The organism is Mesorhizobium sophorae, from assembly GCF_002270415.1.
GTDB classification, from domain to species: domain Bacteria; phylum Pseudomonadota; class Alphaproteobacteria; order Rhizobiales; family Rhizobiaceae; genus Mesorhizobium; species Mesorhizobium sophorae.
Window position 1 is genome coordinate 1124446 of sequence record NZ_NNRI01000022.1, and the last position, 25623, is coordinate 1150068.

A 25623-nucleotide genomic window follows, 5' to 3' on the forward strand; every position below is an offset into this window, starting at 1 on the left:
TAGCTCACTGGGCCGGCTTGTAGATCTGGTCGAATATACCACCGTCGCCGAAATGATAAGGCTGTGCTTTCTTCCAGCCGCCAAAAAGCGGATCGTCGATGGAGATCAGCTTGATGTCGGGTGTCTTGGGAAGATCAGCGGGAGCCACAAGGTCGGGCTTGGCCGGACGATAGTGGTTCTTGGCGATGATTGTCTGGCCTTCCTTGGAATAGAGCCAGCCCAGATAGGCTTCGGCGACCTTGCGCGTGCCCTTGGCGTCGACATTGGCGTCCACCACCGCCACCGGAGGCTCGGCCAGGATCGAAGTCGGAGGATACACGATGTCGAAATTGTCGGCGCCGAATTCGTCCAGCGCCAGATAGGCATCGTTTTCCCAGCCAATCAGCACGTCGCCGATGCCCTTTTGCGCGAAGGTCACGGTCGAGCCACGGGCGCCGGTGTCGAGCACCGGGGCATTGGCATAGAGCTTGCCGACGAATTCCTTGGTCTTGGCCTCGTCACCGCCGTCGTTGGCGTTGGCGTAGGCCCAGGCGGCGAGATAGTTCCAGCGCGCGCCGCCAGAGGTCTTGGGATTGGGCGTGATCACCTGGGTGCCGTCCTTGACCAGGTCGTTCCAGTCATGGATGCCCTTGGGATTTCCCTTGCGGACAAGGAAGATGATGGTCGAGGTGTAAGGCGCTGAATTGTTTTCGAATTTGGTGCGCCAGTCGGGATTGATCTTCTTCGACTTGGAGACGATGGCGTTGATGTCGCCTTCGAGCGCCAGCGTCACCACATCGGCGTCGAGGCCGTCGATCACGGCGCGGGCCTGGGCACCCGATCCGCCATGCGATTGCTGGATGGTGACCGTCTCGCCGGTCTCGGCCTTCCAGTGCGCCGCGAAGGCTTCGTCATAGGCCTTGTAGAGCTCGCGCGTCGGATCGTAGGACACGTTGAGGATGGTGGTGTCGGCAAACGCGAAACCGAGCGTGCCGAACTGGACAGATGTGGCGACCAGTGCGCCGAGCAGTTTCCTGAAATGAGGTTTGGTCATTTCTGCCTCCGTTGAACCGGCGCCAAATCTACCGAATTGATAGAAATTAGATGCATTCAATGTTGCCTTTTTTGGCCCCCTGAAGAAAATGTTCGACGATATTTCGCTGTGCGGAGAAATTTCTTCCTCATGGCTGCACTGAGCAAACTGTGAGCCTGCCTGACGTTTGATCTAGGCTTTGGACCGGCCGGGACAAGGACTTCGCCTGCCGGGCCCGATTCGCTCAGCCTTCGCTGTCGATGGTGATCAGCGAAGCCATGTTCGGGCTGTTGAGCGGCACGGACGAAGGGCAGCGGCAGCCCGCAATGGCGGCGACGTCGAAAAGCTCGGTGATGTGTCCCTTCAACTCGATCCACTCGGCTATGCCGCCGGTATGCAGGTCGATGATGTAGAGCGCGCAGCGCGGCTCGGCGTCGCGCGTCTGCAGATTGTCCTGCAGCGGCAGGTCCTTGAACAGGCCATCGCGCGGCAACGACGTGGTGACGGTGGCAAAGCGGCCATGAAAGCTCAGGCCGCGCAGGAAGCCGGGGCAAAAGGCGATGTTCTGCCGCTGCCCGGTTCCGGGATCGATGCGGACCAGGAAGCCGCGGCCGGAATCCAGCACCCACAGCGCACCGTCATGGACGCGCGGCGAATGCGGCATCGACAGATCGTCGACCACCACTTTGTCCTCGGTGATGTCGATGATCATGCCGCCTTCCCAGCGGCGGTCGCGCCAGCCGCCGACCGAGTCCGACCGACTGATCGCGCTGACATAGCGGGCGCGCCCGTTCTGCATGGCGAGACCATTGAGATGACAGCGGTCCTCAGGCACCAGCTTGCTGATGAAGGAGGGCTTCCACAACGGCCGGAAGGAATGCGTCGGGCTCAGCGTCGCCAGGCAAGAGAACTTGGTGTTGATGAACACGATCTGCCCGTCTTCGCGCACGGCCAGTTCATGGATGTCGAGGTCGCCTGTGTAAGAAGCGGCGCGCGGCATATACATGCGGTCGTAAATGGCGTTGGCGACCTGGTCGGGTCCGAGGATGTTTTCCAGCCGCCACACCGCCGTGTCGGAGGCTAGGATGATCCGCTGCCCGGCAACGGTCACGCCCATGGCCCTGACGAAACTGGTCTGGTGGATGGAGGCCTTCCTGTCGCCGGTGAGGCCGACCAGGAACAACTGTCCGGTCTGGTAGGAGGTGAAAGCCAGCGAGCACTGCGCCGTCTCCATCCAGTTGATGAAGCCGCGCGACAGCGAGACGTTGGTCTGCTGTTCGGCCGCGCTGGGAGACGCGGCTTCGGGCGGTCTCGCCGGGGCCTCGTCAGTGGCCTTGGATGTGCTCACGCTTGCTCCATGGGTAGACCTGGTCATGACTACGCCGGCCGCGAGGGCCGGCGCAAGAAGTTCAGATGCAATCCGCTGGACTACCAGCCGTAACGGAGTGCCGCGCCAATGGAGCCGGCGCTGTAATTGTTGCCGAAGCGGACGCTGCCGCGGACCACGCCGGACCAGTTGCTGGCGCTGGCCACGTTCACGCCGACGCCGACCTCGCCGAACGTGCCGTTGCCGGCGCTGTCGGTGGCCGAGAAGGCGCTGCCGGGGAAGTTGATGTCGACGGCGTTGCTGTCGCCGAAATGGTTCCAGACACTCAGCGTCAGGTCCGGACTGACAGTCATGCCGTTCATCTGCATATCGGTGCCGATGCGCGCGCCGATCCTGGCGCGGCCGCTGCTGCCGTTCTGGAAGTCGATGTCGCCGCCAAACAGCGATACCGAATCCATATTGGTGCGGACCCATTCCAGGCTGGCTTGCGGCTCGATGAAGCCCCAGCCCATGGCGACGCGGTAGCCGGCGTCGAGGCGCGCGCCGATATTGGTGGCGTTGGTGCTCGCCTTGCCGCCGACGTCGTTGATGTCGACATCGAGGAAGTCGGCCTTGACGAGGCCGTCGAGGTAGAAGCCGCCATTCAGGTAGGTGGCGTAGGCGCCGACCGTGCCGCCCTTGTAGTTCCAGCTGTCGTCCGTCGCCTTGAAGTCGAGCCTGGAGGTGACGTAGCCGCCCATGACGCCGAACAGCATATCGCCGCCGGCGATACCTTCGAGCCCCATGTCGATGCCGCCGAGGAAGGCACCGGTGCGCTGGCTGCGATCGAGGTCGAGGGTCTCTGCCTGCAGCGAGACCGGATCGGTGAAGCTGACGCTGCTGTCGCGATTAGACCAGTCGCCGGACGCCCGCGCCCAGAGACCGCCCATGCGCGCCGCGAGTTTTTCCTCCGGCATATCCGCATTGTGGACGCCACTTTCCTGCGTGCGCAGATCCGCCATGCGGTCCCGCCAGAAGCCGGTCGTGTCCAGCCACACATCCTGTGCTCCGGTCACGCCGGCAGGCAGTTCGAAACCGGCATTGTCAAGCCCGATGGAACGCAGGCCGTGTGTGTTGCCCTGCAGGAACAGGCCGTAGGTGAAGAAGCCGGCATTGACTGGGCCAGCCAGATCGAAATCGCTGTCGGCGGTTGTTCCGCTCACCGTGACCACGGGGATGAAGACCGCCGGCGCGCCGGCGCCGACGACATTCACGACCAAATCGGTATGACCGGACGAATTGCCGCCGATCGTCAGAGTGTCGGCGACGCCGGTGGTAAAGTTGGCGTCGACGCCGAGCTTCGAATTGCCCTGGCCGGTGAAGTTGCCGCTGGTGATCAGCTTGTCGCCGGCCACGCCATCGATCATCGTCGTCAGGCCGGCTCCGGAGCCCAGGCTGCCGTTGACGAAGCTATCGAGGCCGATGAACCTGACAGTGCCCGGTGGAGAGCCGAAGAAGCTGCCCGATGCGTAGAGGGTGCCGCCATTGTTGAGCGTATCGCTGCCGGCGCCGAATTTGCTGTCGGTGAATGCCCTGAAGACGCCGGTATCATTGACGTTCATGACATTTCCGGCGTCGCTCAATTCGACCCGGCCGGCAATCACGCCGGCATCGTCGATCTTGGTTGTTCCGGCGGTCGACTTGATGGCCAGGTTGTTGTTGGCGCCGACAAAGCCCGACGTGCCGATGGTGACCGTGGAGCCGCCGGTCGAATTGACCTGCAGGCCGCCAAGCTCGCCGCTGATCTTGCCATCGTTGGTGACGAGGATCGTGCTCGATGTACCGGTCGCGCCAGCGATTGCGCCGAAGCCCACGCTGCTGAACAGTTCCGCATTGTTTCCGCTGTTGCCGATGACGATGTTGCTGCCGGCGCCGCTCGTGTAGGCAGCCAGCCCGGCAACGCCGCCCTTGGCATCGACGGATGCCGTATTGGCGACGGCAATGCTGCTGTTGTCGCCAATGGACTTGGCATAGAGGCCTTCGCCGGCCGACGTAAAACCCATTGGAAGCCCTCCAGCGGCCATGCGTATCCTTGCGGAAGGGAATTGCAATTCGAGTCTGCGCGATTTCAGGGCAATCACTAGTGACGGCCAATTTAAGTTGTATTTATACAACAACTTGTTGAAGTATCAGGTCGCTGAACAGCAGTTCCACCGGTTTGGTGGCTGTCTCACCTGGCGGTGACGGGAAAGTCGAATCGCTGCTTGGCGAACGGTTCATTTGCCTGCGTGAAATGCCACCATTCGCGCGCATAGTTCTTGAAGCCGCCGTTGCGCATGGCATCGAGAAGCATCTTGCGGTTTACCGCGGCTTCGCTGGCGAGCCCGCGGTGGGCGGTCTCGCTTATCGGGTCAAAGCAGTCGAAGCCGGTGCCGAAATCGAGCGTGTCGGCATCGACGGCACCGCAGGCCGGTTTCGGCGCGGATCTGCTGTCGGCTCGCGCAATGGCGACATCGACCGTCGAGCCGCGGGAATGGCTGGACAGTTCACCGACATAGCCGTTGGCGATGAGGTCGCCGCGCTTGACCCGCGGATACCATTGCGGATCGGGCGGCCCGCCCTCTCGCGACCATTGCCCCATGTCGGTGACGGCACGGGCAGGGCGGTAGCAATCGAACACGACCAACGTCAGGCCATTGGCGGCAATCGCCTTCTGGACGCCGGAAAGCGCCTTGGCCGCCTGCTCGGTGAGGATGCAGGCCGGCGCTTCATAGCCGTTCACCTTTCGGTGCAGGAAATTGTCGGATCCAGCGTAGCGGATGTCCTGGCGGATCGAGGGGTCGATGTCGGCGAGGCGAACAAAGCCGGCGGGCAGGGTGTCGGCATGTGCCGGCAGAGCGAAAGCCGCGACCATCAGCGCGCAAAAGCCAATGCACTGAATCGCCTGGCGCATTCTATTCAAGGAACGCTTTCACTCGACGAACACTTTCACGCTTGCTGCGCGTCCAGCGGCATCGATCACGGTCAGCGTCGAGTAGCCGGCGCCATCCGGCTGCCAGGTTGCGGTTCGGCGGCGGTCGATGCCGGTGAGTGGCTTGCCGTTGGCCAGCCAGCGGAACGGTGCGCGGCCGCCCTGAAGCTTCAGCACCAGCGGCGATGCATCGGCTGAGTTGGTGCCGAGGTCGACGCGAGCACCGTCCGGCGGAAAGATGATAGTCGGCGCGGGTTCGGTCGGCGTTGCCTGCACGAGCCCGTCCGAACCGGTGCCAAAGCGGGCGAGCGTCATCGGAAGGTCTTCGCGTTTGGGGCTGAAGACGCCGGGCGGCTTGCCCGGCAAGGGCACGGTGACCAGACCCGAACGGACAAAGCCCTCGAACAGGATGGGGGCGGCCGAGACGTAGCCGGAGAGGCCGGGAACCGCGCCGGCGTCGGGGCGGCCGACCCAGACGCCCAGCACGTAGCGGCCGTCGAAGCCGACCGACCACGCGTCGCGGTAGCCATAAGAGGTGCCGGTCTTGTAGGCGATGCCGCGCTGCAAGGCGCCCTCGGGCGGCTTGACGCCCGACAGGATGTCGATGATCTGCCAGTTGGCCTGACCGTCGAGGATGGTGGCGGTGGTGCGCTCAGCATTGGCCGGCTCGGTGCCGTCATGCAGCGTGTGTGTCTTGCCGCCATTGGCGAGGCCTGTGTAGAGCTGGACGAGATCGCGCAGCGACACACCGACGCCGCCGAGGCCGATGGCCAGGCCCGGCGCCTCGTTGACCGGCAGCGTGGGGCGCACCCCGGCCTGGCGAAAGCGCGCCATCAGCCGCGTTGGCCCGACCGCGTCCAGCACGCGGATCGCCGGCACGTTGAGCGACAGCTGCAGCGCTTGGCGGATGCTGACGTCGCCCTGGTAGCCCATGTCGAAATTCTTCGGCCGGTAGCCGGAGAAATCGACCGGGCTGTCGTCGATCAGCGTTTCCTGCGCCACCAGGCCCTGCTCGAAGGCAAGTCCATAGATAAAAGGCTTCAGCGTCGAGCCGGGCGAGCGGACGATCTTGGTCATGTCGATCCAGCCGGAGCGGCTGGCATCGAAGAAATTGGCCGAGCCGACCTCGCCGAGAATGTCGCCGGTGCGGGCGTCGGCCAGCACCATGGCAACGGAGAGGCGAGGCCCTAACTTGGTGGCGGCGTCCCTGGCCACCTGCTCCAGCCCTTCCTGGACGCTCTTGCGGATCGTCAGCTGCACGGGCTGGCCTGGCACGGCCTTAGGCAGCATCGCATAGGCGGCGTGCGCGGCGAGCGCCGGCAAGGTGCGGCGCAGGCCTGACACATCGTCGAGGGCGGCACGCGCCGCCTCGCGCTCGCCGAGCAGGCCGGAGGAGACCATGCGGGTCAGCACCCGGTCGCGCGCGGCGTGGGCGATCTGCAGGTTGCGGTCGGGCCGGCGCTTTTCCGGCAGTTGCGGCAAGGCAACCAGCAGGGCGGCTTCGGAAACGGTGAGCCGCTTCGGCTCCTTGCCGAAATAGGCCAGCGAGGCGGCGCGCACGCCTTCCAGATTGCCGCCATACGGCGCCAGCGTCAGGTAGCGTTCGAGGATCTCGCGCTTGGACAGCCGGCGCTCGATCTGGATGGCACGCAGCATCTGCTTGATCTTGGAGCCGAGGCTGCGGCTTTCGCGCGGCTCGATCAGCCGGGCAAGTTGCATCGACAGGGTCGAGCCGCCGGAGACGATATGGCCGGTTGTGGCGAACTGGCCGGCGGCTCGGGCCAGCGCCAGCACGTCGACGCCCTCATGGTCCCAGAAGCGCTTGTCCTCATAAGTGACCAGCATGTCGACGAACTGCTTGTCGACCTGGTCGAGCCTGGTTTCGAGCCGCCAATAACCGTCCGGCGTGGCGAAGGTGCGCAACAGCTGGCCGTCGCGGTCCTGGACTTCCGTCGAAACCGTGAGCTCAGCCGGCAGCGGCGGCGGAAAGGCGCGGTCGAGTTCCCAGAGGGAGGCGACGGATAGGGCAAGGATGCCGGCGCAGGAAGCTGCGGTAATGGCTGCGCGGCGCAGGATCTTTTTTGAGAGCATGGCGCTGCCCCTCATCCGCTTGCCGGCACCTTCTCCCCGTCTGGTGACGGGGAGAAGGGGGCTGTCGCGAGCGCCATCGTTCTGTTCATGATCGCCACCATCGGCACCTTACGGCGCCTTGACCTCCATCATGCCGGTGGCCGTGCGGGCCGAATATTGCGGCCGGTACATATCCTCCACCGTCGCCGCCGGATGAGCGTAGGTGCCCGGCGTCACCGCGCGCACGACATAGGCCAGTGTGATGTTGCGGTCGCCATCGCCGTCATTGGGGTTGAACGCCGCGACGAAACGGTCGTCGCGGAATTCGAGATGGGCGGCGTCGGTCTGGGCGAGCCAGGAGAAGTTCGACAATTGCGCACTGGAGACCAGGCCCGGATTGTCGATCTCGAAGCCTGCCGGCAACAAGTCGGTGATCAGGAGGCGCGAAGGCCATCTGTTCTGCTCGTAGATCTTGAGCACAACGACATAGCGTTCGTTCTGCTTCGCCTCGGTGACGTTGGCTTCGGTGCCATCGAGCTTGTAGTAGGTTCGGCCGATGGTGAAGCCGTCGCCGCTGGCCGGCAGCGGCTGGATCGGCGACGCCACGGTGGTGACGACGGCCTGCAGCGGGGTCTTGCCGGTGTTGGCGATGGCGAGCGGGCTGTCGACCAGGTCGCTGCCGTTGATCTGGTTGGAATAACCGCCTGAATGCGGCGCGCCATTGACGGTCAGCGTGATCGAATCATTGCCTTCCTTCAATGCGCGGGCCGCCAGCAGCATCCAGGATTCGTCCTGGGTGGTGGTCCAATCGGCTTCGGCGCGTTCTTTCGTCACCAGCTTGATAAGCTCCGGCACGATCGTCGGCACCGGCTTCGATTCCGCCGCCAGCGCCAGCATCGCCGCGCCGTCACGCAGCGGCGAGCCATAGTCGGAGCGGTAGTAGTCATAGTCGGTTGTCGCCTTGGCGAGCTGGAGCGCAGTCTTGAACGTCGCTTCAGCGCGCGGCGTGTCGCCGTAGAGCGCCAGGCTCGCCGCCAGCTGGGCAACCGCCATCGGGCTCGAGAAAGCCTCGAGCTGGGTGTCGGCATAGTAGCGCAGGTCGCCGATCGAGGCCTTCTTGTTGCGGGCCAGGACGTAGAGGGCGTAGGCGATCTCGCTGCCACGGTCCTGTACGCTCTGGTCGTAGCCGAGCGAGTTCTGCAAGTTGCTCAGCGCCTGGTTCATCGCCAGGCTCGGCACGTCGTATTTCTGCTCGCGCGCCCTGGTCAGGAAGTCGGTGACATAGGCGTCGAGCCAGAGGTCGCCGGAGCCCGGACCCCACAGGCCGAAGCTGCCGGCAGAGGCCTGGTAGCTCAGAACCTTGTAGATGGCATCCTGGATGCGGCCGTGCAGGTCAGGGTCACTGGCCATGCCGATGCCGGACGCCAATTCATTGACGTAGAGAAGCGGCATGGCGCGGCTGGTGGTCTGCTCGGCGCAACCATAGGGGTAGCGGTCGAGCGTCATCAAAAGCGACGGCACGTCGAAGGCTGCGGCCTGCGAAACGCCGACGCTGACGGAAGCGCCGTCGAGCAGGCTTGCCGCCAGGAGCTCCTTGTCGACGCGCAAAGCGCCGCCATTACCCTTGAGGTCGACGACCAGGCGGGTGGTGACCGGCAATTGCGCCGGACGCACCGGCACGTACAGCGTCTGTTCGACAGCGGTGCCGTCCGCATGGGCAAGCTTGATGGTGATCGAGGCATTGCCCGCCGTCTGTGCGATCAGCGGCACGGTCAGTGTCTGCCGCTTGCCCTTGGCCAGCGCCAGCTTCTCAGGCAGAGGCTTGTCGCCGGTCGACAGGTCGCCGGTCGTGTTTATCGACAGCGCATAGTCACCGGCCGGGCCATCGGTGTCGGCGACATCGAGGCGCATGACTGCGGCGTCGCCAGGCGCCAGGAAGCGCGGCAGGCCGGCGGTGATGACCACCGGATCACGCACGATGACGTCGGACTGGGCATGGCCGACCGCTTCCTTGGTCCAGGCGACAGCCATGACGCGCACGGTGCCGTTGAACTGCGGGATGTCGAAGTCGATCCGCGCCTTGCCGTCGGCGTCGAGCTGAACCGGACCAGAGAAGAAGGCGACCAGCTTTTCGGTCGGCGGGCTGCCTTGCGTCTGCATGTTGGCGCCGTCGCCGCCGGTCCTGAGCTTGCCGGTGTTGCCCAGCGAGCCGTCGATCAGGCGGCCGTAGAGGTCGCGGATTTCCATGCCCAGCATGCGCTGGCCAAAGAACCAGTTTTCCGGATCCGGCGCTTTGTAGTTGGTCAGGTTGAGGATGCCGACATCGACGGCGGCAACCATGACATAGGCGTTGCTGCCCGACTGCACGCCGGCCACCGCGACCGGGATCGACAGCTGCTGGCGCGGCATGGTCTTGTCCGGCGGTGTCAGGGTGACGGCGAGCTTCTTCGAGCCCGGATCGACCTTCAGCCATTTCACGCCGATGGCGCGGGCCGGCATGCGCGATTCCTGCGCGTCGCCAGGCCGGAACAGGGTTGCCGTGACATAGGCGCCGGCGCCCCAGTCGTCACCGACCGGGATGTCGACTGTGCTGCCGCCGGCCGGCACGGTTGCCGTGACGGTCTTCAACAGCTTGTCCGAGCCGATGTTGATCAGGAGTTCGCCGGCAAAATGCGGCGAGACCTTGAGCTTGGCCACTTCGCCAGCGGCATAGGTGTCCTTGTCGAGGGCGATCTCCAGGCCGTCAGGCGTTTCGGTGGTGGTCGAGGAGACGTACCAGCCGGCGTCGAACTCGTAGCTGGTCGCCGGTCCCTCGGGATCCGATGTCTCGACCTCGAGGCGGTACTGGCCCCAGTCGACCGGCACGGAGACCGTAGCGTCGCCGTCGGCGCTGAGGTCGACCTGGCCGTTGGCGATCGACTTGGTGAAGGTGACCGGCTCGTAGTTCCAGGAGTTGTTGGAGCGGTACCACTGGTAATTGCGTTCGACCTTGACCAGCGTCCATTGGGCGCCTTTCAGCGCCTCACGCTTGCCGTCGGGATCGACAGCGATCAGGCTGAACTTCGCCGTGCCGCCCTGCGGCACTTCATTGTCGGCGAAATCCGGACGGATGCCGATCATATGGCCTTGCGGGCGGATGCCGATGTTGAGCGAACGCTCGATGGCGCGGCCACCGGTTTCGCGCATCCGGACCGTCACCTTAGCGTCGACCAGCTTGGTGGTCGAGGGCAGTTGCTCGACGGAGACCGGGAAGGTCGCCTTGCCGTCATCGCCAACCACCGGCAGATCAGTGAGAGGGGTGACCGTGGGTTCGGCCGACTGCTCATCGGCGAGGCCGAAGGAGAAGCCCTGGAAACGGTCCCAATCGCGGGACGTCGACAGCGTCAACTCGCCTTCCAGCGCCAGGCCTGCTGCCGGCGCACCGTAGAGGAAGCGGCCGTCAATGTTGATGTTGGCGGTTTCGCCCCGTGCGATCTCCTGCTTGTCGGCTTTCATGTCGAATTCGATGCGATCCGGCACGAAATCCTCGACCAGGAACATCTGGCTGGCGACAGCCGGCTGCTTGGGATCGGTGTAGATCGACACCGACCAGGTGCCACGCATGGCGTTGGGCTCGAGCGGCAGGTCGACGGCGTGGCCGCCGGCCGATGCGCCGTCGCTGACGATGCGGCGGTCCTCGATGCCATCGGGACGCGAGAAGATGAAGGTCAGCGGCAGGTTCTCGACCGCCTTGGCGGCGCCGTCGCGGGCAAGGGCCGCGACATGAACATCCTCGCCGGCGCGGTAGATGCCGCGCTCGGTCCAGGCATAGACGTCGAGCGCGCCGGGCGCCGCGCGTCCGGTGACGCCGCGGTCGGACAGGTCGAAGCCTGCCCGACCCATGTCGAGGAAGACGAAATCATTGTCGCCCTGCTTGCCCATCAGCACAGCCGGCACCATGCCGCCGTCGCCACGCGTCAGGCCAGGGTTGAACACGGCGTGGCCGTCGGCATCCGTGGTCGCGGTGCCGAGAACCTCGTTGTTGCGGGCAACCAGTGTCAGTTCGGCGCCCGAGATCGGCTTGGCGCTGCCCAGCGAACGGGCAAAGACATTGAGCCCGTCCTGGCCGGTATAGGTCGACAGGCCGATGTCGGAGACGACGAACCATTGCGTGGCCATCGAATTGTAGTCGTCGCTCTTGTCGTTGACGGCCTGGGCGGTCAGCACATAGACGCCGGGTTTGCGTTGCGGCAACGCCTCGTCGACCGGGAAGGAGGTGGTGACCTCCTTGTTCAGATCATTGGCGATGTCGAGCTGGCCTTGCCAGACCGGCTCGCCCATCTGCTCGGAAATGTTGGAGATGTCATAGCTGTCGAGCTGGTGGAGGAACTGATAGCCCGAAAGAAGCTGCGCCAGCGAACGGTCGCCGATACGGTAGAGCTTCATCTCGGCCGCGTTCATGTTGACGGTGACGACCGGAATGCCGCGGCGCGCGCCAGCCGGCAGCACGAAGCTGTCGCCGGTGAAGCGGGCCGAGGGCGCCCGGTCCTGCACATAGATCGACAGCACCACGGGGGCGGCGGTCACCTCGCCGATGGCGGCCGGCAGGCCGGCGCGGAAGGTGACCTCGTAATGCTGGCCGTGCTCCAGACCTTCGACGCAGATCTGCTTGTCCTTGGCCTCGACGCCCTTGGGCGGCGCGTTGTCGACGGTGACGAACTGGGCGTAGTCGACGCCGGTCTTGACTAGGTCCTCGGAGAATTGCGCGCAAATGCGCGGCGCGCTGGTGTCGGCATCGACCGTGTGGTCGATGACGCGGAAACCCTTGCGGGCCTTCAGGTCGGCATAGTCGGCCTGGACCGCCGGCGAGGGGACCAGCGCAAGGCTGGCCTCATAGGCCTGCAGGGCTGGGCGGTAGAGATCGCGCTTGTCGAGGCCGTTGCCGAGCAGCGCCAGCACTTCGGCGCGAGTCTTGGTGGTGCGCGAGAGCTTGTAGGCGTTGAAGGCGGCCGAGGTGCCGTTTGCCGGCAAAGTGGAAGCCTCGGACGTGTTGGCGGCAGGCTGCACGGCCAGCGTTTCACGCGCCAGGGCGAGCCAGAGCTGGCCATCATCGGGCATGACGGACACGGCGCCTTCATATCTCAGCATGGCGGAGCGGTGATCGCCGGTAAGTACGGACTGTTCGGCGGCATTCGTCAGCGCCGTCAGCCCTTCCGTTGGCTTGACATAGGCCGGACCCGACAGCTTGTTGCGGTATTGCTGGGCCTGATCGGCCATCCAGTTGGGGAAGAAGGCAAGTTCCGGCGGCGCGCCGATGTCGGGGTCGCCATCGATGTTGACGACCTTGCCGGCAACCGCACCGTTGAACGGCTTCAGCTGATTGTAGTCGGATTTGAGGAAACACCATTTGGCCTTGGTGTTGTAGGTGAAGGCGCGGCAGGCCGGATCACCCAGACATGTCGTCTTGCACTGGTCGAGCGTGACATTCTGGTCGGACCGGAGATCAAAGCCGAAATAATCGGAATTGTCCGTTGTCGCGATTCGCCTGGCTTCAGCCGCTTGCGCGACACCATTCCAGGCAAAAAAGAGAAGAATCAGGATCGACAGACCACGAGCCGCGCGCATTGCCATTACACCCTCCCAGACACTGCTGACGTCCAGGCATGATCAAGCATCAGTCATGCTTGTCAACACAAGGACGCGGCAGGGTTCCGCCTGCCAACGGTTTCCTTTCCGGCCGATCGCCGGTAGTAGCTCCATAGGACAGGGGATCACGCTTTCTTGCGGCGACGCAGAAGGTGTGAATTCCAAGCCCGTCCTATTTCAGACAATTGGATTGTGGCCCCTTTACGAGCGCTTCAGAACTTCATTCCAATTTTAGGTTTTCATTCTAGGTTGTCTTAATGCCGGCGCATGAAGAGCAGATGTCAGGAGGTACCGCGCCAGGGCGTGTGCTTTCGCGCGCCCTGCTTTTGGCCATGATCTGCTCAACCGCGCTTGTCGCCGAGGCCGGAAATGCTGTTGCTTTCGAGCTTTTCGGCATCAAGCTGTGGGGATCGTCGAAAGACGAGGACGCCGACATCGTCGACCCCCTGCGCTATGCCGTCACCATTTCCGCGCCCGATGCCGACAAGGATCTCGTCAAGAAGCTCGAAAATGCCTCGGCGCTGAAAAGTGACGAGGAACGCCCGGTTTCCGGCTCGCTCGGGCTGATGGCCAAGGCGCGTAGCGACCGTGAACAGTTGGTCGCGGCGCTCTATGCCGATGCCCGCTATGAAGGCGTCGTCACCATCACCATCGACGGCAAGCCGCTCGACGATTTACCGCCAGATGCTGAATTCAAGGGCCCGCAACCGGTACCGGTGGTCATCGATATCGCCAGCGGGCCGAAATTCACTCTCGGCAATGTCCGGTTGGAGGGTGACGCGGCGGGGCTGATGAGCGCCGATTATGGCCTGATCGCCGGCGGCGACGCCGGATCCGGCGCCGTGCTCAAGGCCGAGGCGCTGATCGTGCGGGCGCTGAAGCAGGAGGGCAGACCGCTGGCCAAGGTGACCGACCGGCAGATCGTCGCCGACCATGCCACCTCGACGCTCGACGTGACGCTGACGGTCGCCGCCGGGCCGGTCGCCGGCTATGGCGACACCACGGTGGAAGGCACCGAGAAGGTCGATCGCGACTTCACCGAATACATGACCGGCCTCAAGCGCGGCCGGCAATACTCGCCCGACGAGATCAGCGATGCGCGCGACCGGTTGCTGGCGCTTGAGGTGTTCAACAGCGTGACGTTCAAGGAAGCCGACAAGCTCGATGCCGACGGCAACATTCCGATCGGCGTCCAGGTCAGCGAGCGCAAGCCACGCTATTTCGGTGTCGGCGGCACCTTCTCCAACACCGATGGCCTCGGCCTGGAGGGCTATTGGGGCCACCGCAACCTGTTTGGCCGGGCCGAAAAACTGCGCATCGACGGGGCCATCAGCGGTATCGGCAGCAACGACCTCAGCGAGCTCAACTACAATGCTGGCATCATGTTCGAAAAGCCGGGCGTGATCGGGCCGGCATCGAAGTTCTTCGCCAGCTTCAAGACCGTGCTCGAGCATCCGGACGCCTATGACCATTTCTCGGTCAAAGGCAGCACCGGCCTGTCTTACGAACTCACCAAGAAGCAGACGGTTTCGGCGGAAGTGTCGCTCGACTATTCGCGAATCCACGATGCTTTCGGCAAGCACAAATATCTCATCGCCAGCATTCCGCTACAGTATGTCTACGATAACCGTGACAACCGGCTGAACCCGACCGGCGGCTTCCGGGTGCTGGCCTATGCCGAACCGAGCTATGACATTCTGAGCGGTGCGGCCTTCCTTAAGCTCAAGGGCGAGGGTTCGGCCTATCAGTCGCTGGATTCGGCTTCGAAGTTCGTGCTGGCCGAGCGTGTCGCCGTCGGTTCGATCGTCGGCACCAGCCTCGAAAATGTACCGGCCGACCGGCGCTTCTATTCCGGCGGCGGCGGTTCGGTGCGCGGCTATGCCTATCAAGGCATTGGTCCCAAGGATTTCACCGGCCAGCCGATCGGCGGTCTGTCCTTCTTCGAAACCTCGGTCGAGATGCGCATCGCCATCACCGACACGATCGGCATCGTGCCGTTCGTCGATGCCGGCACGGTGTCGACCAAATCGGTGCCCAATTTCTCCGATGTCAAAGTCGGCGCCGGTGTCGGCTTGCGCTATGTCACGCCATTCGGGCCGCTGCGCATCGACGCGGCCGTGCCGCTCAATCGAGATCCAGACGATCCGCATTTCGGCATCTATGCCGGCATCGGACAGGCGTTCTGAGCGATGAAGATATTCAGGCGCATCCTTCGCATTGTCCTCTACACGCTGCTCATCGCTGTCGCCGGGGCGATCGGCGCGCTGGTGGTGCTGACAAAGACCGAGCGTGGACGCGACAATCTTGCCGGCATCATTTCGCGGCTGGCGTCGAGCGATGACCGCAAGATCACCGTCAGCGGCATCGACGGCATCTGGTCGGGTACGCTCAGCGTCGACCATGTCGTGCTGGAAGACCGTGAGGGCGCCTGGCTGGTGGCGCGCAAGGTCGCCGTCGACTGGTCGCCGCTCGCGCTGCTGTCGAAAAGCTTCAGTGCCGACCGCATCGCGGCCGGGCGCATCGAACTGGCCCGGTTGCCTGTGGCCAGCACGCAGCCGGCGCAGAGTGGCGGCACGACGACGCTGCCGGTCTCGCTTGACATCAAGCAGATCGACCTTCCCGAAATCGCGCTCGGCCAGGATCTGGCCGGCAGAGGCATCGCCGAACTCGCCGCTAAGGGCATGCTCAAGGTCGACGCCGCGCCGCTGGCGGTCGAGACGACGCTCAACGTCACCCGCCATGACGGCAAGCAAGGCAATGTCGACGCCAAAGTCCATTTCGCGCCAGCCGACAACAAGCTCGACCTCGATCTGAAGGCATCGGAGCCGGCGGGCGGCATCATCGCCAACCTGCTCAATCTGCCTGATACGCCGCCGGTTGACATCATTGTCTCGGGGACGGGCCCGCTGGCCAACTGGAGCGGCATCGGGACCTTCGTTGTCGACGGCCAGATCGTCACCCAGCTCACCGGGCGCCATCAACTGACTGACAAGGGCAATCACATCGAGGCCAAGGGCGACGGTGATTTCGCGCGCTTCCTGCCGGAGAATTTGAAGCCGCTTTTTGCCGGCAAGACCAGCTTCGATGTCGCCGGCACCGCCACATCGGCCGGCGGTGTCAGTGTCGACCGCGCCAGCATCGACAGCGATGCGGTGCACGGCACCGCATCCGGCATCGTCGATCCTGCCGGTGCCAGCGATCTCGCGGTCGAACTCGCCGCCAAGGGCCCGCCTGTGGTGATCAGCGTCGGCAGCAAGGCGCAGCCAATCACGCTGGCGATCAACAACGCCACCGCGCGCGCGTTCGGCGACGGCAAGACGCCGATCATCGACATCGGCGCCTCCTTCGTTTCCATCGTCGCCGGCGGCACGCGGCTGGACGATCTGGCGGCGCAGATCCATTCGGACGGCTTCGATATCCAGAATCGCGCCGGGCCGGTCACCGTCAAGCTGGCGGCGGGTGGCCTCAAAACCGACGTGGCGACGCTGGCGCCCTTGGTCACCGGCAAGGTCAATGTCGATCTGGCAGGATCGGTCAGCAAGGACGCCATTGCCGTCGACGAAGGCACGCTGCGCTCCGACGCGGTCAACGCCTCGCTGACCGCCACGGTGGCGCTTGCCGACCTGTCGATGCAGCTCAAGATGAATGCCGATGCCGTGGCGACGGCGTTGCCGCCGCAGATCGCCTCAGTGCTCGGCGCCCGGGTGAAATTCTCGGCCGCGGCGACGCGCGATCCGCAGGGATCCTTTGCCGCCAACTCGATCTCACTCACCTCCGGCACGCTCAGCGCCAGCGGCACCGCCAGCGCGCAAGGCACCGACATCCAGGCCGATATCAAGGGCAAGCTGGGCGACGTTTCGGTGCTGTCGCCGATGGTTGGCGTGCCGGTGGCCGGCGGCGTCGATTTTGCACTGTCGGCAAGCGGCGCCAGGACGGCGCCGGATTTCACGGTCTCCGCCGACAGCGACAGCCTGACGGCCTCGGGCCGCACGGTCAAGAGCATAAAGCTGACGGCAAGCGGCAAGGCCGACATTGCCAGCCCTTCCGCCAATGTCTCGCTGACCGGTTCCGTCAACGACCAGCCGCTCGACATCAAGGCGGCGCTGGTGACCAGCGAAGGCAAGCGTTCGATCAATGGGTTCTTGGTTTCGCTTGGCGACAACAAGGTCTCGGGCGATCTCGCGCTGGATGACAAATTCATGCCCTTGGGCACGCTGAGGCTCGCCGCGCCTGCTATCGACCAATTGGCCGCGCTCGCCGGCCAGGCTGTGACGGGCGACATCGACGGCACCATCAGCTTCGCCAGGGATGGCGACGCGCCCTCGGTGGCTATCGACGCCAAGAGCACGTCGATCGCGCGCGGCGAAGTGACGGCCAAGGCAATCACCGTCAATGCGCTGATTGCCAATTATCTCAAGGCGCCGGCGATCGCCGGTTCAATCAAAGCCGATAGCGTCACCTCGGGAACCACGGAAATCGGCGGCATCGGCGTCGACCTGAAGCGCGATGGCGACTGGACCAATTTTACCGGTGGCGCCACCATATCGGGTATTCCGGCGACCGCTGCCGGCCGGGTCAAGATCGCGGACGGGACGACCAGCATCGAGATCGCTTCGGGTGAAGCCACGGTTCGCGGCATCAAGGCCGCGATCGCGCAGCCATCGACGTTGAGCATTGCCAATGGCACGACCAGCATCGAAAAACTGGCGCTCGATGTCGGTGGCGGCTCGGTGACGCTATCCGGCACCGCCGGCCAGGCTCTCGATCTCGCGGCGCAATTTTCGGCACTGCCGGCAGCACTCGCCAATGATTTTTCGCCCGGTCTCGATGCCGTGGGCACGCTCGGTGGTACCGCTGAAGTGACCGGGTCGCCATCTGCGCCCAAGGTTAGGTTCGACGCACAAGTGGCCGGCGTCGAAACCAGCCAGACCCGGCAGGCGGAGCTCGGTCCGCTCGCCGTCGATGCAGCCGGCAGCTACACCGTGGCCGGCGGCGTCGTGCTCGATCATGCGACGCTCACAGGCGACAAGATTTCCGGCAAGGCGGCGGGCACCCTCAACCCGAACGGTGCCAGCGATTTCGCCCTCGATCTCGCCTCGACGGGACCCAGCCTGCCGCTGACGCTGGGCAGCGCAGAAAGCCCGATCAAGCTCGAACTACAGGCGCTGTCGGTAAAGGCAGCTGGGCAGGGTACGCAGCCGCGGCTCGACATTTCGGCGGCGCTGCCGTCGGTCGCCACCAAGCTGACCAAGGTCGAGGGCGTCGCTGTCGCCCTGCATTCCGATGCTTTCGATCTGAAGGCCCGGACGGGACAGATCTCCGGTACAGTGTCGGCCGACCAGATTGGCCTCGACAACCCAACCATCGCGCCACTGATCGCCGGCAAGGTCACGGCCAAGGTTGCCGGTAGCCTCGCCAAGGATGCCATCACCATCGACAGCGGCTCGGTGACGAGCGATGCGCTGAACAGTGGCTTTAGCGGCCGGGTATCGCTGGCCCATGGTGCCATCGAGCTCAATTTGAAAGCCGACGCAGCCTCCGCTGCGCTGCCGGCGGCGGTGCGCGGCGTGCTTGCCGAACGCGCGGAACTTAGTGCTGCGCTGAAGCGCGATGCGTCGGGCAATGTCAATGTCGACGGATTGAAGCTGGCCTCCGGTGCACTGACTGCCGAGGGGCAGGCAAGCCTTGCCGACAACAAGGTCGCCGCCGACATCAAGGGCGCGCTAAGCGACATCTCGCTGCTCTCGAAAGACGCCAAGGGCGCCATCGGCTTCGCCTTGAACGTACAGGGCCCCGCGACCGCGCCCGATCTGTCGCTAACGGTCGACAGCGACCGGCTTTTGGTGGCCGCGCGCGAGATCACCGGACTGAAGCTTACCGCCACCGGCAAGGCCGATGGCGCCAACCCGGCGGCGAATGTGCAACTCATCGGCAATGTCGCCGGCCAGCCACTGCAAGGCAGTGCGGTGCTGGCGACGGCGGATGGCAAAAGCGCCATCAACGGCCTGCTGCTGTCGCTTGGCAAGAACAGGATCTCCGGCGATCTGGCGCTGGACGAGAAGTTCGTGCCGGTCGGCACCATCGCGCTCGACCTGCCCGATATCGGCCCACTGGCGGCACTTGCGCTGGAAAAGGCGGAAGGCGACGTGCGCGGCACCATAGCCTTTTCGAAGAACGGCACCGCCCCGCAGGTCGCGATCAAGGCGGCGACGGCGTCGATCTCGCGCGGCGATTTGCAGGCAAAGACCGTTTCCGTCGATGCGCTCATCGCCAACTATCTCGCTGCTCCGGTGATTTCCGGAAAGATCCGCGCCGACACCGTCACATCAGGCGGCACCGTGATCAGCGGCATAAATGTGGATTTGAAGCGCGATGGCGACTGGACCGGCTTTTCCGGTGGCGCCACCGTAAAAGGCATCCCGGCGCAGGCCGCTGGCCGGGTGAAAGTGGCCAACGGCACGACCACCATCGAGCTTGCTTCCGGCCAGGCCACGGTCAAGGGCATCAAGGCGGCCATAGCCCAGGCCTCGACTGTCAGCATTGCCAATGGCACGACGACGCTGGACCGGCTGGTGCTCAACCTGGGCGGCGGCACGGCGACGGTGACCGGCAAGGTCGGCACGGCGCTCGACATCAACGCGACGCTGGCGCGAGTGCCGATGTCACTTGCCAATAGTTTCTCGCCGGGCCTCGATGCCGCCGGTTCGATCTCGGGCACAGCCAAGGTGACGGGTGCGCCGGCGAGCCCCGCTGTTGCCTTCAACATCGACGCGACCGGCGTGCAGACATCGCAGACCCGGGGTGCGGGCGTCGGTGCGGTGAGTGTTTCTTCGTCCGGCACCTTCGCCGCCAACAAGCTGGCCTTCAACGCCAACGTCAGCGATGGAGCCGGCCTTGGCCTCAAGGGCGGCGGCACCGTGACGACGGCAGGCACGCCGGCGCTGGTGCTCGATTTCAATGGCGCCGTGCCGTTCGGCCTGCTCAGCCAGAAGCTTGCCGCGCAGGGGCTGTCCCTGTCTGGAACGGCCAATGTCAATGTGCAGGTTCGCGGTCCAGCGACATCGCCTGTCATCGGCGGCTCGGTCAGCACCTCCGGCGCGCGGCTGGTCGACGCGCGCTCGGGCCTTGCGGTCAACGATATCGCCGCCGACGTATCGATCGCCGGCGGCGTCGCAAGGATCAACCGGCTGACCGGCACGCTGTCGACGCGCGGCAGCCTGTCGGCCAGTGGCACGGTCGGCATCAACCCGGCGCAAGGGTTTCCGGCCGATCTGTCGATCAAGCTTGTCGACGGCCGTTATACCGACGGTCGTGTGGTAACCGCCAATCTCGGCGGCGACCTGACGATCAAGGGGCCGCTGACCTCCGCACCGGTGATTGCCGGCACCATCAATCTCGCCAAGACGGTGATCACGGTTCCAGACAGGCTGCCAGGTTCGCTTTCGGCACTCGACGTCAAGCACAAGAATGCGCCGGGTGCCGTGCGGGCGCAGGACAAGGCGCTGCGCCCGCCGACGACCAGTGGCGGTGGCGGCGGCAGCGGCCTCGTCCTCGATGTCACGGTCAACGCGCCGAACCAGATCTTCATCCAGGGCAGGGGCGTCGATGCCGAACTCGGCGGCTCGCTCCGGCTGACCGGCCCGGCTTCGTCGCCGCAAGCGGTCGGCACCTTCACCCTGCAGCGCGGGCGGCTGTCGATTCTTGGCAAGCGGCTGACCTTCACCGAAGGCACGGTCGGCTTCTCCGGCTCGCTGGTGCCTTACCTTAATTTGACGGCGACAACGACGACGACCTCCACCACCGTCACCATCGTGGTGTCGGGTGAGGCGACCAATCCGAAATTCACCTTCTCCTCGGTGCCGGCGCTGCCCGAGGATGAGGTGCTGGCGCAGCTGATCTTCGGGCGCTCGATGTCGAACCTGTCGCCGCTGCAGATCGCCCAGCTCGCCGAAGCGGCCGGGCAACTGGCCGGAGTCGGCGGCTCGACGTCGCTGCTTGAAAACCTGCGCAGCGCGATCGGTGTCGACGATCTCGATGTCACCACCGACGACCGAGGAGGCACAGCGGTTTCGGCGGGCAAGTATCTGAACGACCGCACTTACGTGACGATCCAGAAAGGCGACAAGCCGGGTTCCGGCAAGGCAACCATCGACCTCAATGTTGGGCGCGGCGTCAAACTGCGCGGCGAGGCCAATGATGCCGGCGAGGCCAAGGGCGGCATCTTCTACGAGAAAGAGTATTGATATTCGAGGGGCTTTTGGCCCCATCGTGGCCCAAGGCTGGTGCTGTCCGGCCTTCAGTAAATGTCTCAGTTTATTCGACTATCGAGATTCCAGAGGAATCCGTCGGGCAGTAGCAATTTTGCGCCAAGACTGTCGTTATCACGCGAACCGCCCGCTTTCCAAAGTTGCACATTCGCTAACATGTTCCAATCCATACCGGCTTTGACATCATGGCCTGGATGCGGAATGTTAAAAGGCGGAAAGCCAACAATGGGAGTTAAGTCATGACAATTTATAAGAGTAACGGCGATCGCGTTCCCGATCACATCCTGGCCATGGCCGAAGACGCCAAGGCAGGCACGGTGGATCGTCGCGAATTCCTGGCCATGGCCAGCGTGTTCGGCGCGTCGACGGCAATGGCTTACGGCTTGCTCGGCCTCGCCGACCCGACGCCGGCGAAGGCCGAAGAGGTAAAAGGCAAGAAGGGCGGCACGCTGAAGATCGCCCAGTGGATCAAGGATCCGAAGGACCCGCGCAAGGCCGACTGGTCGGAAATCGCCAATGCCGAGCGCCAGGCGCTCGAGCCGCTGGTCAAGTACACATCCGAATACACGTTCCGCCCCTATCTGCTGGAAAGCTGGGACGTGAACGACGACGCCACGCAGTACACGCTGCATGTGCGCAAGGGCGTCACCTGGTCGAATGGCGACCCCTTCACCGCCGATGACGTCATCTTCAACCTCAAGCGCTGGGCCGACAAGAAAGCCGAAGGCAATTCCATGCCCGGTCGTCTCGGCTCGCTTGTGAAGGACGACAAGCTCGACGAAAGCGCCGTCACCAAGCCGGACGACCACACGGTCGTGCTGAAGCTCGCCAAGCCTGACATCGCGCTGATCCCGAACATGTGCGACTATCCCGGTCTCATCGTTCACAAGAGCTTCGATGAGAAGGGCGGCGATTTCAAATCCTGCCCGATCGGCACCGGCCCGTTCGAACTCGTCTCCTACGATGTCGGCCAGAAGGTGGTCTACAAGCGCCGTGCCGACGACAAGTGGTGGGACGGCGAAGTGTTCCTCGATGGCCTGGAATTCATCGACTACGGCACCGATCCGGCAGCCATGGTCAGCGCTTTCGAAGCCGGCGAAGTCCACACCAACTTCGAGACCTCGGCCGACTATGTGTCGATCCTCGACGGCATGGACCTGGTCAAGTCGGAAATCGTCACGGCGTCGACCATCGTTTGCCGCACCAACGTCAACAACAAGCCCTATGGCGATCAGAAGGTGCGCAACGCGTTGCAGCTTGCGGTCGACAACAATGTCGTTCTTCAGCTCGGCTACGGCAATGCCGGCACCGTTGCCGAAAACCACCATGTCTGCCAGATTCACCCGGAATATTTCGAGCTTGCGAAGGTCGCCCGCGATCCGGCCAAGGCAAAGGCGTTGATGGCGGAGGCAGGCCAGGCCGACTTCGAGCACGATCTGATCACCGTCGACGAGGACTGGCACAAGAACACCGGCGATGCGATCGCCGCCCAGATGCGCGACGCCGGCCTCAAGGTGAAGCGCACCGTGCTGCCTGGCTCGACGTTCTGGAACGATTGGACCAAGTATCCGCTGTCGATGACCAACTGGAACATGCGGCCGCTTGGCGTCCAGGTGCTTGCGATCGGCTATCGCACAGGCGAGGCCTGGAACGAGACGGCCTGGTCGAACCCCGACTGGGACGCCAAGCTCAATGCAGCGCTCGCCGTTGCCGACGCCGCCAAGCGCAAGGAAATGATGAAGGACATCGAGCAGATCCTGCAGGATTCCGGCATCTTGATCCAGCCGTACTGGCGCAAGCTCTACAGCCACTCGGTCAAGGCGGTGCAGAACTACAAGATGCATCCGACCTTCGAGCGCGACTACGGCAAGGTCTGGCTCGACCAGGCTTGATCGCACGGACAAGGGGAAGGGGCATCAGCCCCTTCCCTCGCTGTTGGCATCATCCGTCCCTGTAGGTCCGCTTCTCAAGAAAGTTGCGGACTCCCGGGCTAGGTCATGCAACAAAAACAGGGTTGATCGCATCCGAAGGCCTGTTTGACAGCCAGCCCCGCCGGTCACGGCAGGGTTGGCTTTCATAGCCGGCTCAAACCCCAACCCATCGGCAGGGGACCGCCATGCTTTCTTTCGTTATCAGGCGTCTTGGCACCATGGCATTGACGATGCTGTGCCTGACCATGGTCGTCTTCTTCCTGATCAACCTTGAACCCAATCTGAAGAAGCTGGCGATCAGCCAGACCGAAATGCACACCTCGGCCGAGCAGCTCGAAAGCTGGCTGGTCAACCATGGCTACCGGCAGAACTTCTTCGTCCGCTATGGGCAGTGGCTCGGCGTCGTGCCCAAGCAGCCGGTGACTGATCCGGCGACCGGCAAGCCGGCGCAGCGTTTCTCCTTCTGCAACGATCCGGTCGTGCCGACCTTCGCCGGCGTTTTCGAGGGTGATTTCGGCTGTTCGACCAAGTTCAAGGCAAGCGTCGCCTCGAAACTGTTTCCCGCCCTTGGCGCCACTGGCATCCTGATGTTCTGGGTGCTGGCGGTGATGGTGCCGATCTCGCTGCTGATCGGCATTCTGGCCGGCATGCGCGAGGGATCGCGAACCGACCGCGTGCTGTCGGTGGCCTCGATCGCCTCGACGGCGACACCCGAATATGTGTCGGGCGTCATCTTCACCGTCATCTTCGCCTCATGGCTTGGCTGGCTGAACGGCTCGGCGGCTTCGGCCAGTCAGGGCATCACCTTCTACAATTTCACTTTGCCAGTCATGACGCTGGCGATCTACGGCATCGGCTACATCGCCCGCATGACGCGCGCTTCGATGGTCGAGGTGATGACGCAGCAATATATCCGGACCGCCCGATTGAAGGGTCTCTCCTTCGGCAGCGTAGTGGTGAAGCACGCGCTGCGCAATGCGCTGATCGCGCCATTCACCGTCATCATGCTGCAGTTTCCCTGGCTGCTCACTGGCGTCGTCATCGTCGAGGTGATGTTCCGCTACCAGGGCTTCGGCTACACGCTGGTCGAGGCGGCCGGCAACAACGACATCGACCTGCTGCTCGGCTGCTCGCTGGTTTCGGTGTTCATCGTCTTGATCACGCAGCTCATTTCCGATGTCGGCTACGCGTTTCTCAATCCGCGTATCAGAGTTCAGTAGGGGGCGAAGCGGATGCCGATCCAATACATCAGTACGTTCACCGTCGTTCTCGAAGTGCTGTCGCGCTTCTGGCCGGTCTGGATCGCGCTCCTCATCGTCATGGGAGCGAGCTTCGCCTACAAGAAGAAGCTGGCGCTCTACGGCCAGCTGTTCGACAGCGGCGTCGGCATAGTCGGCGTCGGCATCTGCCTGTTCTGGCTGTTCACGGCGATCTTCGCCGCGACCATCTCGCCCTTCGATCCGCTTGCCCAGGTCCCCATCATGAAGGACGTGCTGCCGGGCGCCATCGAGCCGCAGTCAGGTCTGACCTATCTGTTCGGCGGCGACAAGCTGGCGCGCGACGTGTTTTCGCGCATGGTCTATGGCAGCCAGATCGTGCTGATCATCGCGCCTGCCGCGACGGGTTTCGCGCTCATGGTCGGCATCACGCTCGGCCTGCCGGCCGGCTATTATGGCGGCAAGATCGACACCGTGCTGTCGTTCCTGGCCAATCTGGTGCTGGCCTTCCCGGTGATCCTGCTGTTCTACCTGCTGGTGACGCCGGGCATCATGGACACGCCGATCCCCTATGCGATGGCCGGCGTGTTCTTCCTGTTTCCGATCATCTTCTTCAGCGTGCTGTTCTGGACACGCTACAAGAACCGGCCCGATCGGCTCTACATACTGCTCGGCATCACCCTGATCGTTGGTGGCTGGATCTATGCCGGCCTGGTGTTCGACGCTGATCCGCTGAAGATCGTGCACATCGACCCCAACCAGCTCAACATCTTCGTGGCGGTGGTGTTCGCCTCCAGCCCCGGCGTGTTCCGCATCGTGCGCGGTCTGGTGATGGACATCAAGACGCGCGATTATGTGGCGGCCGCACAGACGCGCGGTGAATCGCCCTGGTACATCATGCTGTGGGAGATCCTGCCCAATGCACGCGGGCCGCTGATCGTCGATGCCTGCCTGCGCATCGGTTACACCACGATCCTGCTCGGCACGCTCGGTTATTTCGGCCTTGGCCTGGCGCCCGAAAGTCCGGACTGGGGCACCGCGATCAAGGACGCCAGCCGCCTGCTGCGCTCCTTCATCCACCCGGCGCTGCCGCCGACGATCGCACTGATGTCGTTCGTGCTGGGCTTGAACCTGTTGGCCGACTCGCTGCGCGAACAATCGATGAAAGACTGATGGACGGATCTTCAACCCCAAGAGCGAAGAGCCGGCCTGAAACAAGGATTG

The 25623-nt window shown here is 63.9% G+C and carries 11 protein-coding genes; 5 read left to right on the plus strand and 6 right to left on the minus strand.

Features of this window, described 5'->3' with window-relative positions; genetic code table 11:
- Window positions 1-4 precede the first annotated feature (4 nt).
- The 6 genes from CGZ66_RS36730 to CGZ66_RS36755 all read right to left on the minus strand — a co-directional run bounded on the left by CGZ66_RS36730 (window position 5) and on the right by CGZ66_RS36755 (window position 12969).
- Entirely contained in the window at window positions 5-1033 is a 1029-nt protein-coding gene (locus CGZ66_RS36730; RefSeq protein WP_095091463.1) for a sulfate ABC transporter substrate-binding protein, read from the minus strand.
- 223 nt (window positions 1034-1256) lie between these two features.
- Complete coding sequence (locus CGZ66_RS36735; RefSeq protein WP_206073842.1) at window positions 1257-2360, minus strand: TIGR03032 family protein; 1104 nt, start codon at window positions 2358-2360, stop codon at window positions 1257-1259.
- A gap of 80 nt (window positions 2361-2440) precedes the next feature.
- Window positions 2441-4381 carry an autotransporter outer membrane beta-barrel domain-containing protein gene (locus tag CGZ66_RS36740; protein WP_167392382.1) on the minus strand — a complete coding sequence of 647 codons (1941 nt, stop codon included), beginning with the start codon at window positions 4379-4381 and terminating at the stop codon, window positions 2441-2443.
- A gap of 167 nt (window positions 4382-4548) precedes the next feature.
- Complete coding sequence (locus tag CGZ66_RS36745) at window positions 4549-5271, minus strand: M15 family metallopeptidase (protein ID WP_095091466.1); 723 nt, start codon at window positions 5269-5271, stop codon at window positions 4549-4551.
- 18 nt (window positions 5272-5289) lie between these two features.
- Window positions 5290-7380, minus strand: a complete 2091-nt coding sequence (pbpC, locus tag CGZ66_RS36750; protein WP_245331376.1) for a penicillin-binding protein 1C — start codon at window positions 7378-7380, stop codon at window positions 5290-5292.
- Window positions 7381-7488: 108 nt separating this feature from the next.
- Window positions 7489-12969, minus strand: coding sequence for an alpha-2-macroglobulin family protein (locus CGZ66_RS36755; RefSeq protein WP_095091468.1), 5481 nt, complete (start codon window positions 12967-12969; stop codon window positions 7489-7491).
- Window positions 12970-13241: 272 nt separating this feature from the next.
- Between CGZ66_RS36755 and CGZ66_RS36760 the strand changes: the two genes are divergently transcribed.
- The 5 genes from CGZ66_RS36760 (at window position 13242) to CGZ66_RS36780 (ending at window position 25572) form a co-directional block, all read left to right on the plus strand.
- Window positions 13242-15170 (plus strand): autotransporter assembly complex protein TamA, encoded by a 1929-nt coding sequence (locus CGZ66_RS36760; RefSeq protein WP_095091469.1) that lies wholly within the window; start codon window positions 13242-13244, stop codon window positions 15168-15170.
- Between the two features lie 3 nt (window positions 15171-15173).
- Window positions 15174-21227, plus strand: a complete 6054-nt coding sequence (locus tag CGZ66_RS36765) for a translocation/assembly module TamB domain-containing protein (RefSeq protein ID WP_095091470.1) — start codon at window positions 15174-15176, stop codon at window positions 21225-21227.
- A gap of 263 nt (window positions 21228-21490) precedes the next feature.
- Window positions 21491-23143: an ABC transporter substrate-binding protein gene (locus tag CGZ66_RS36770; RefSeq protein WP_095091471.1), complete on the plus strand. Its 1653-nt coding sequence runs from the start codon at window positions 21491-21493 to the stop codon at window positions 23141-23143.
- Window positions 23144-23367: 224 nt separating this feature from the next.
- Window positions 23368-24402, plus strand: coding sequence for an ABC transporter permease (locus CGZ66_RS36775; protein WP_095091472.1), 1035 nt, complete (start codon window positions 23368-23370; stop codon window positions 24400-24402).
- Window positions 24403-24414: 12 nt separating this feature from the next.
- Window positions 24415-25572 carry an ABC transporter permease gene (locus CGZ66_RS36780; protein ID WP_095091473.1) on the plus strand — a complete coding sequence of 386 codons (1158 nt, stop codon included), beginning with the start codon at window positions 24415-24417 and terminating at the stop codon, window positions 25570-25572.
- Window positions 25573-25623 lie beyond the last annotated feature (51 nt).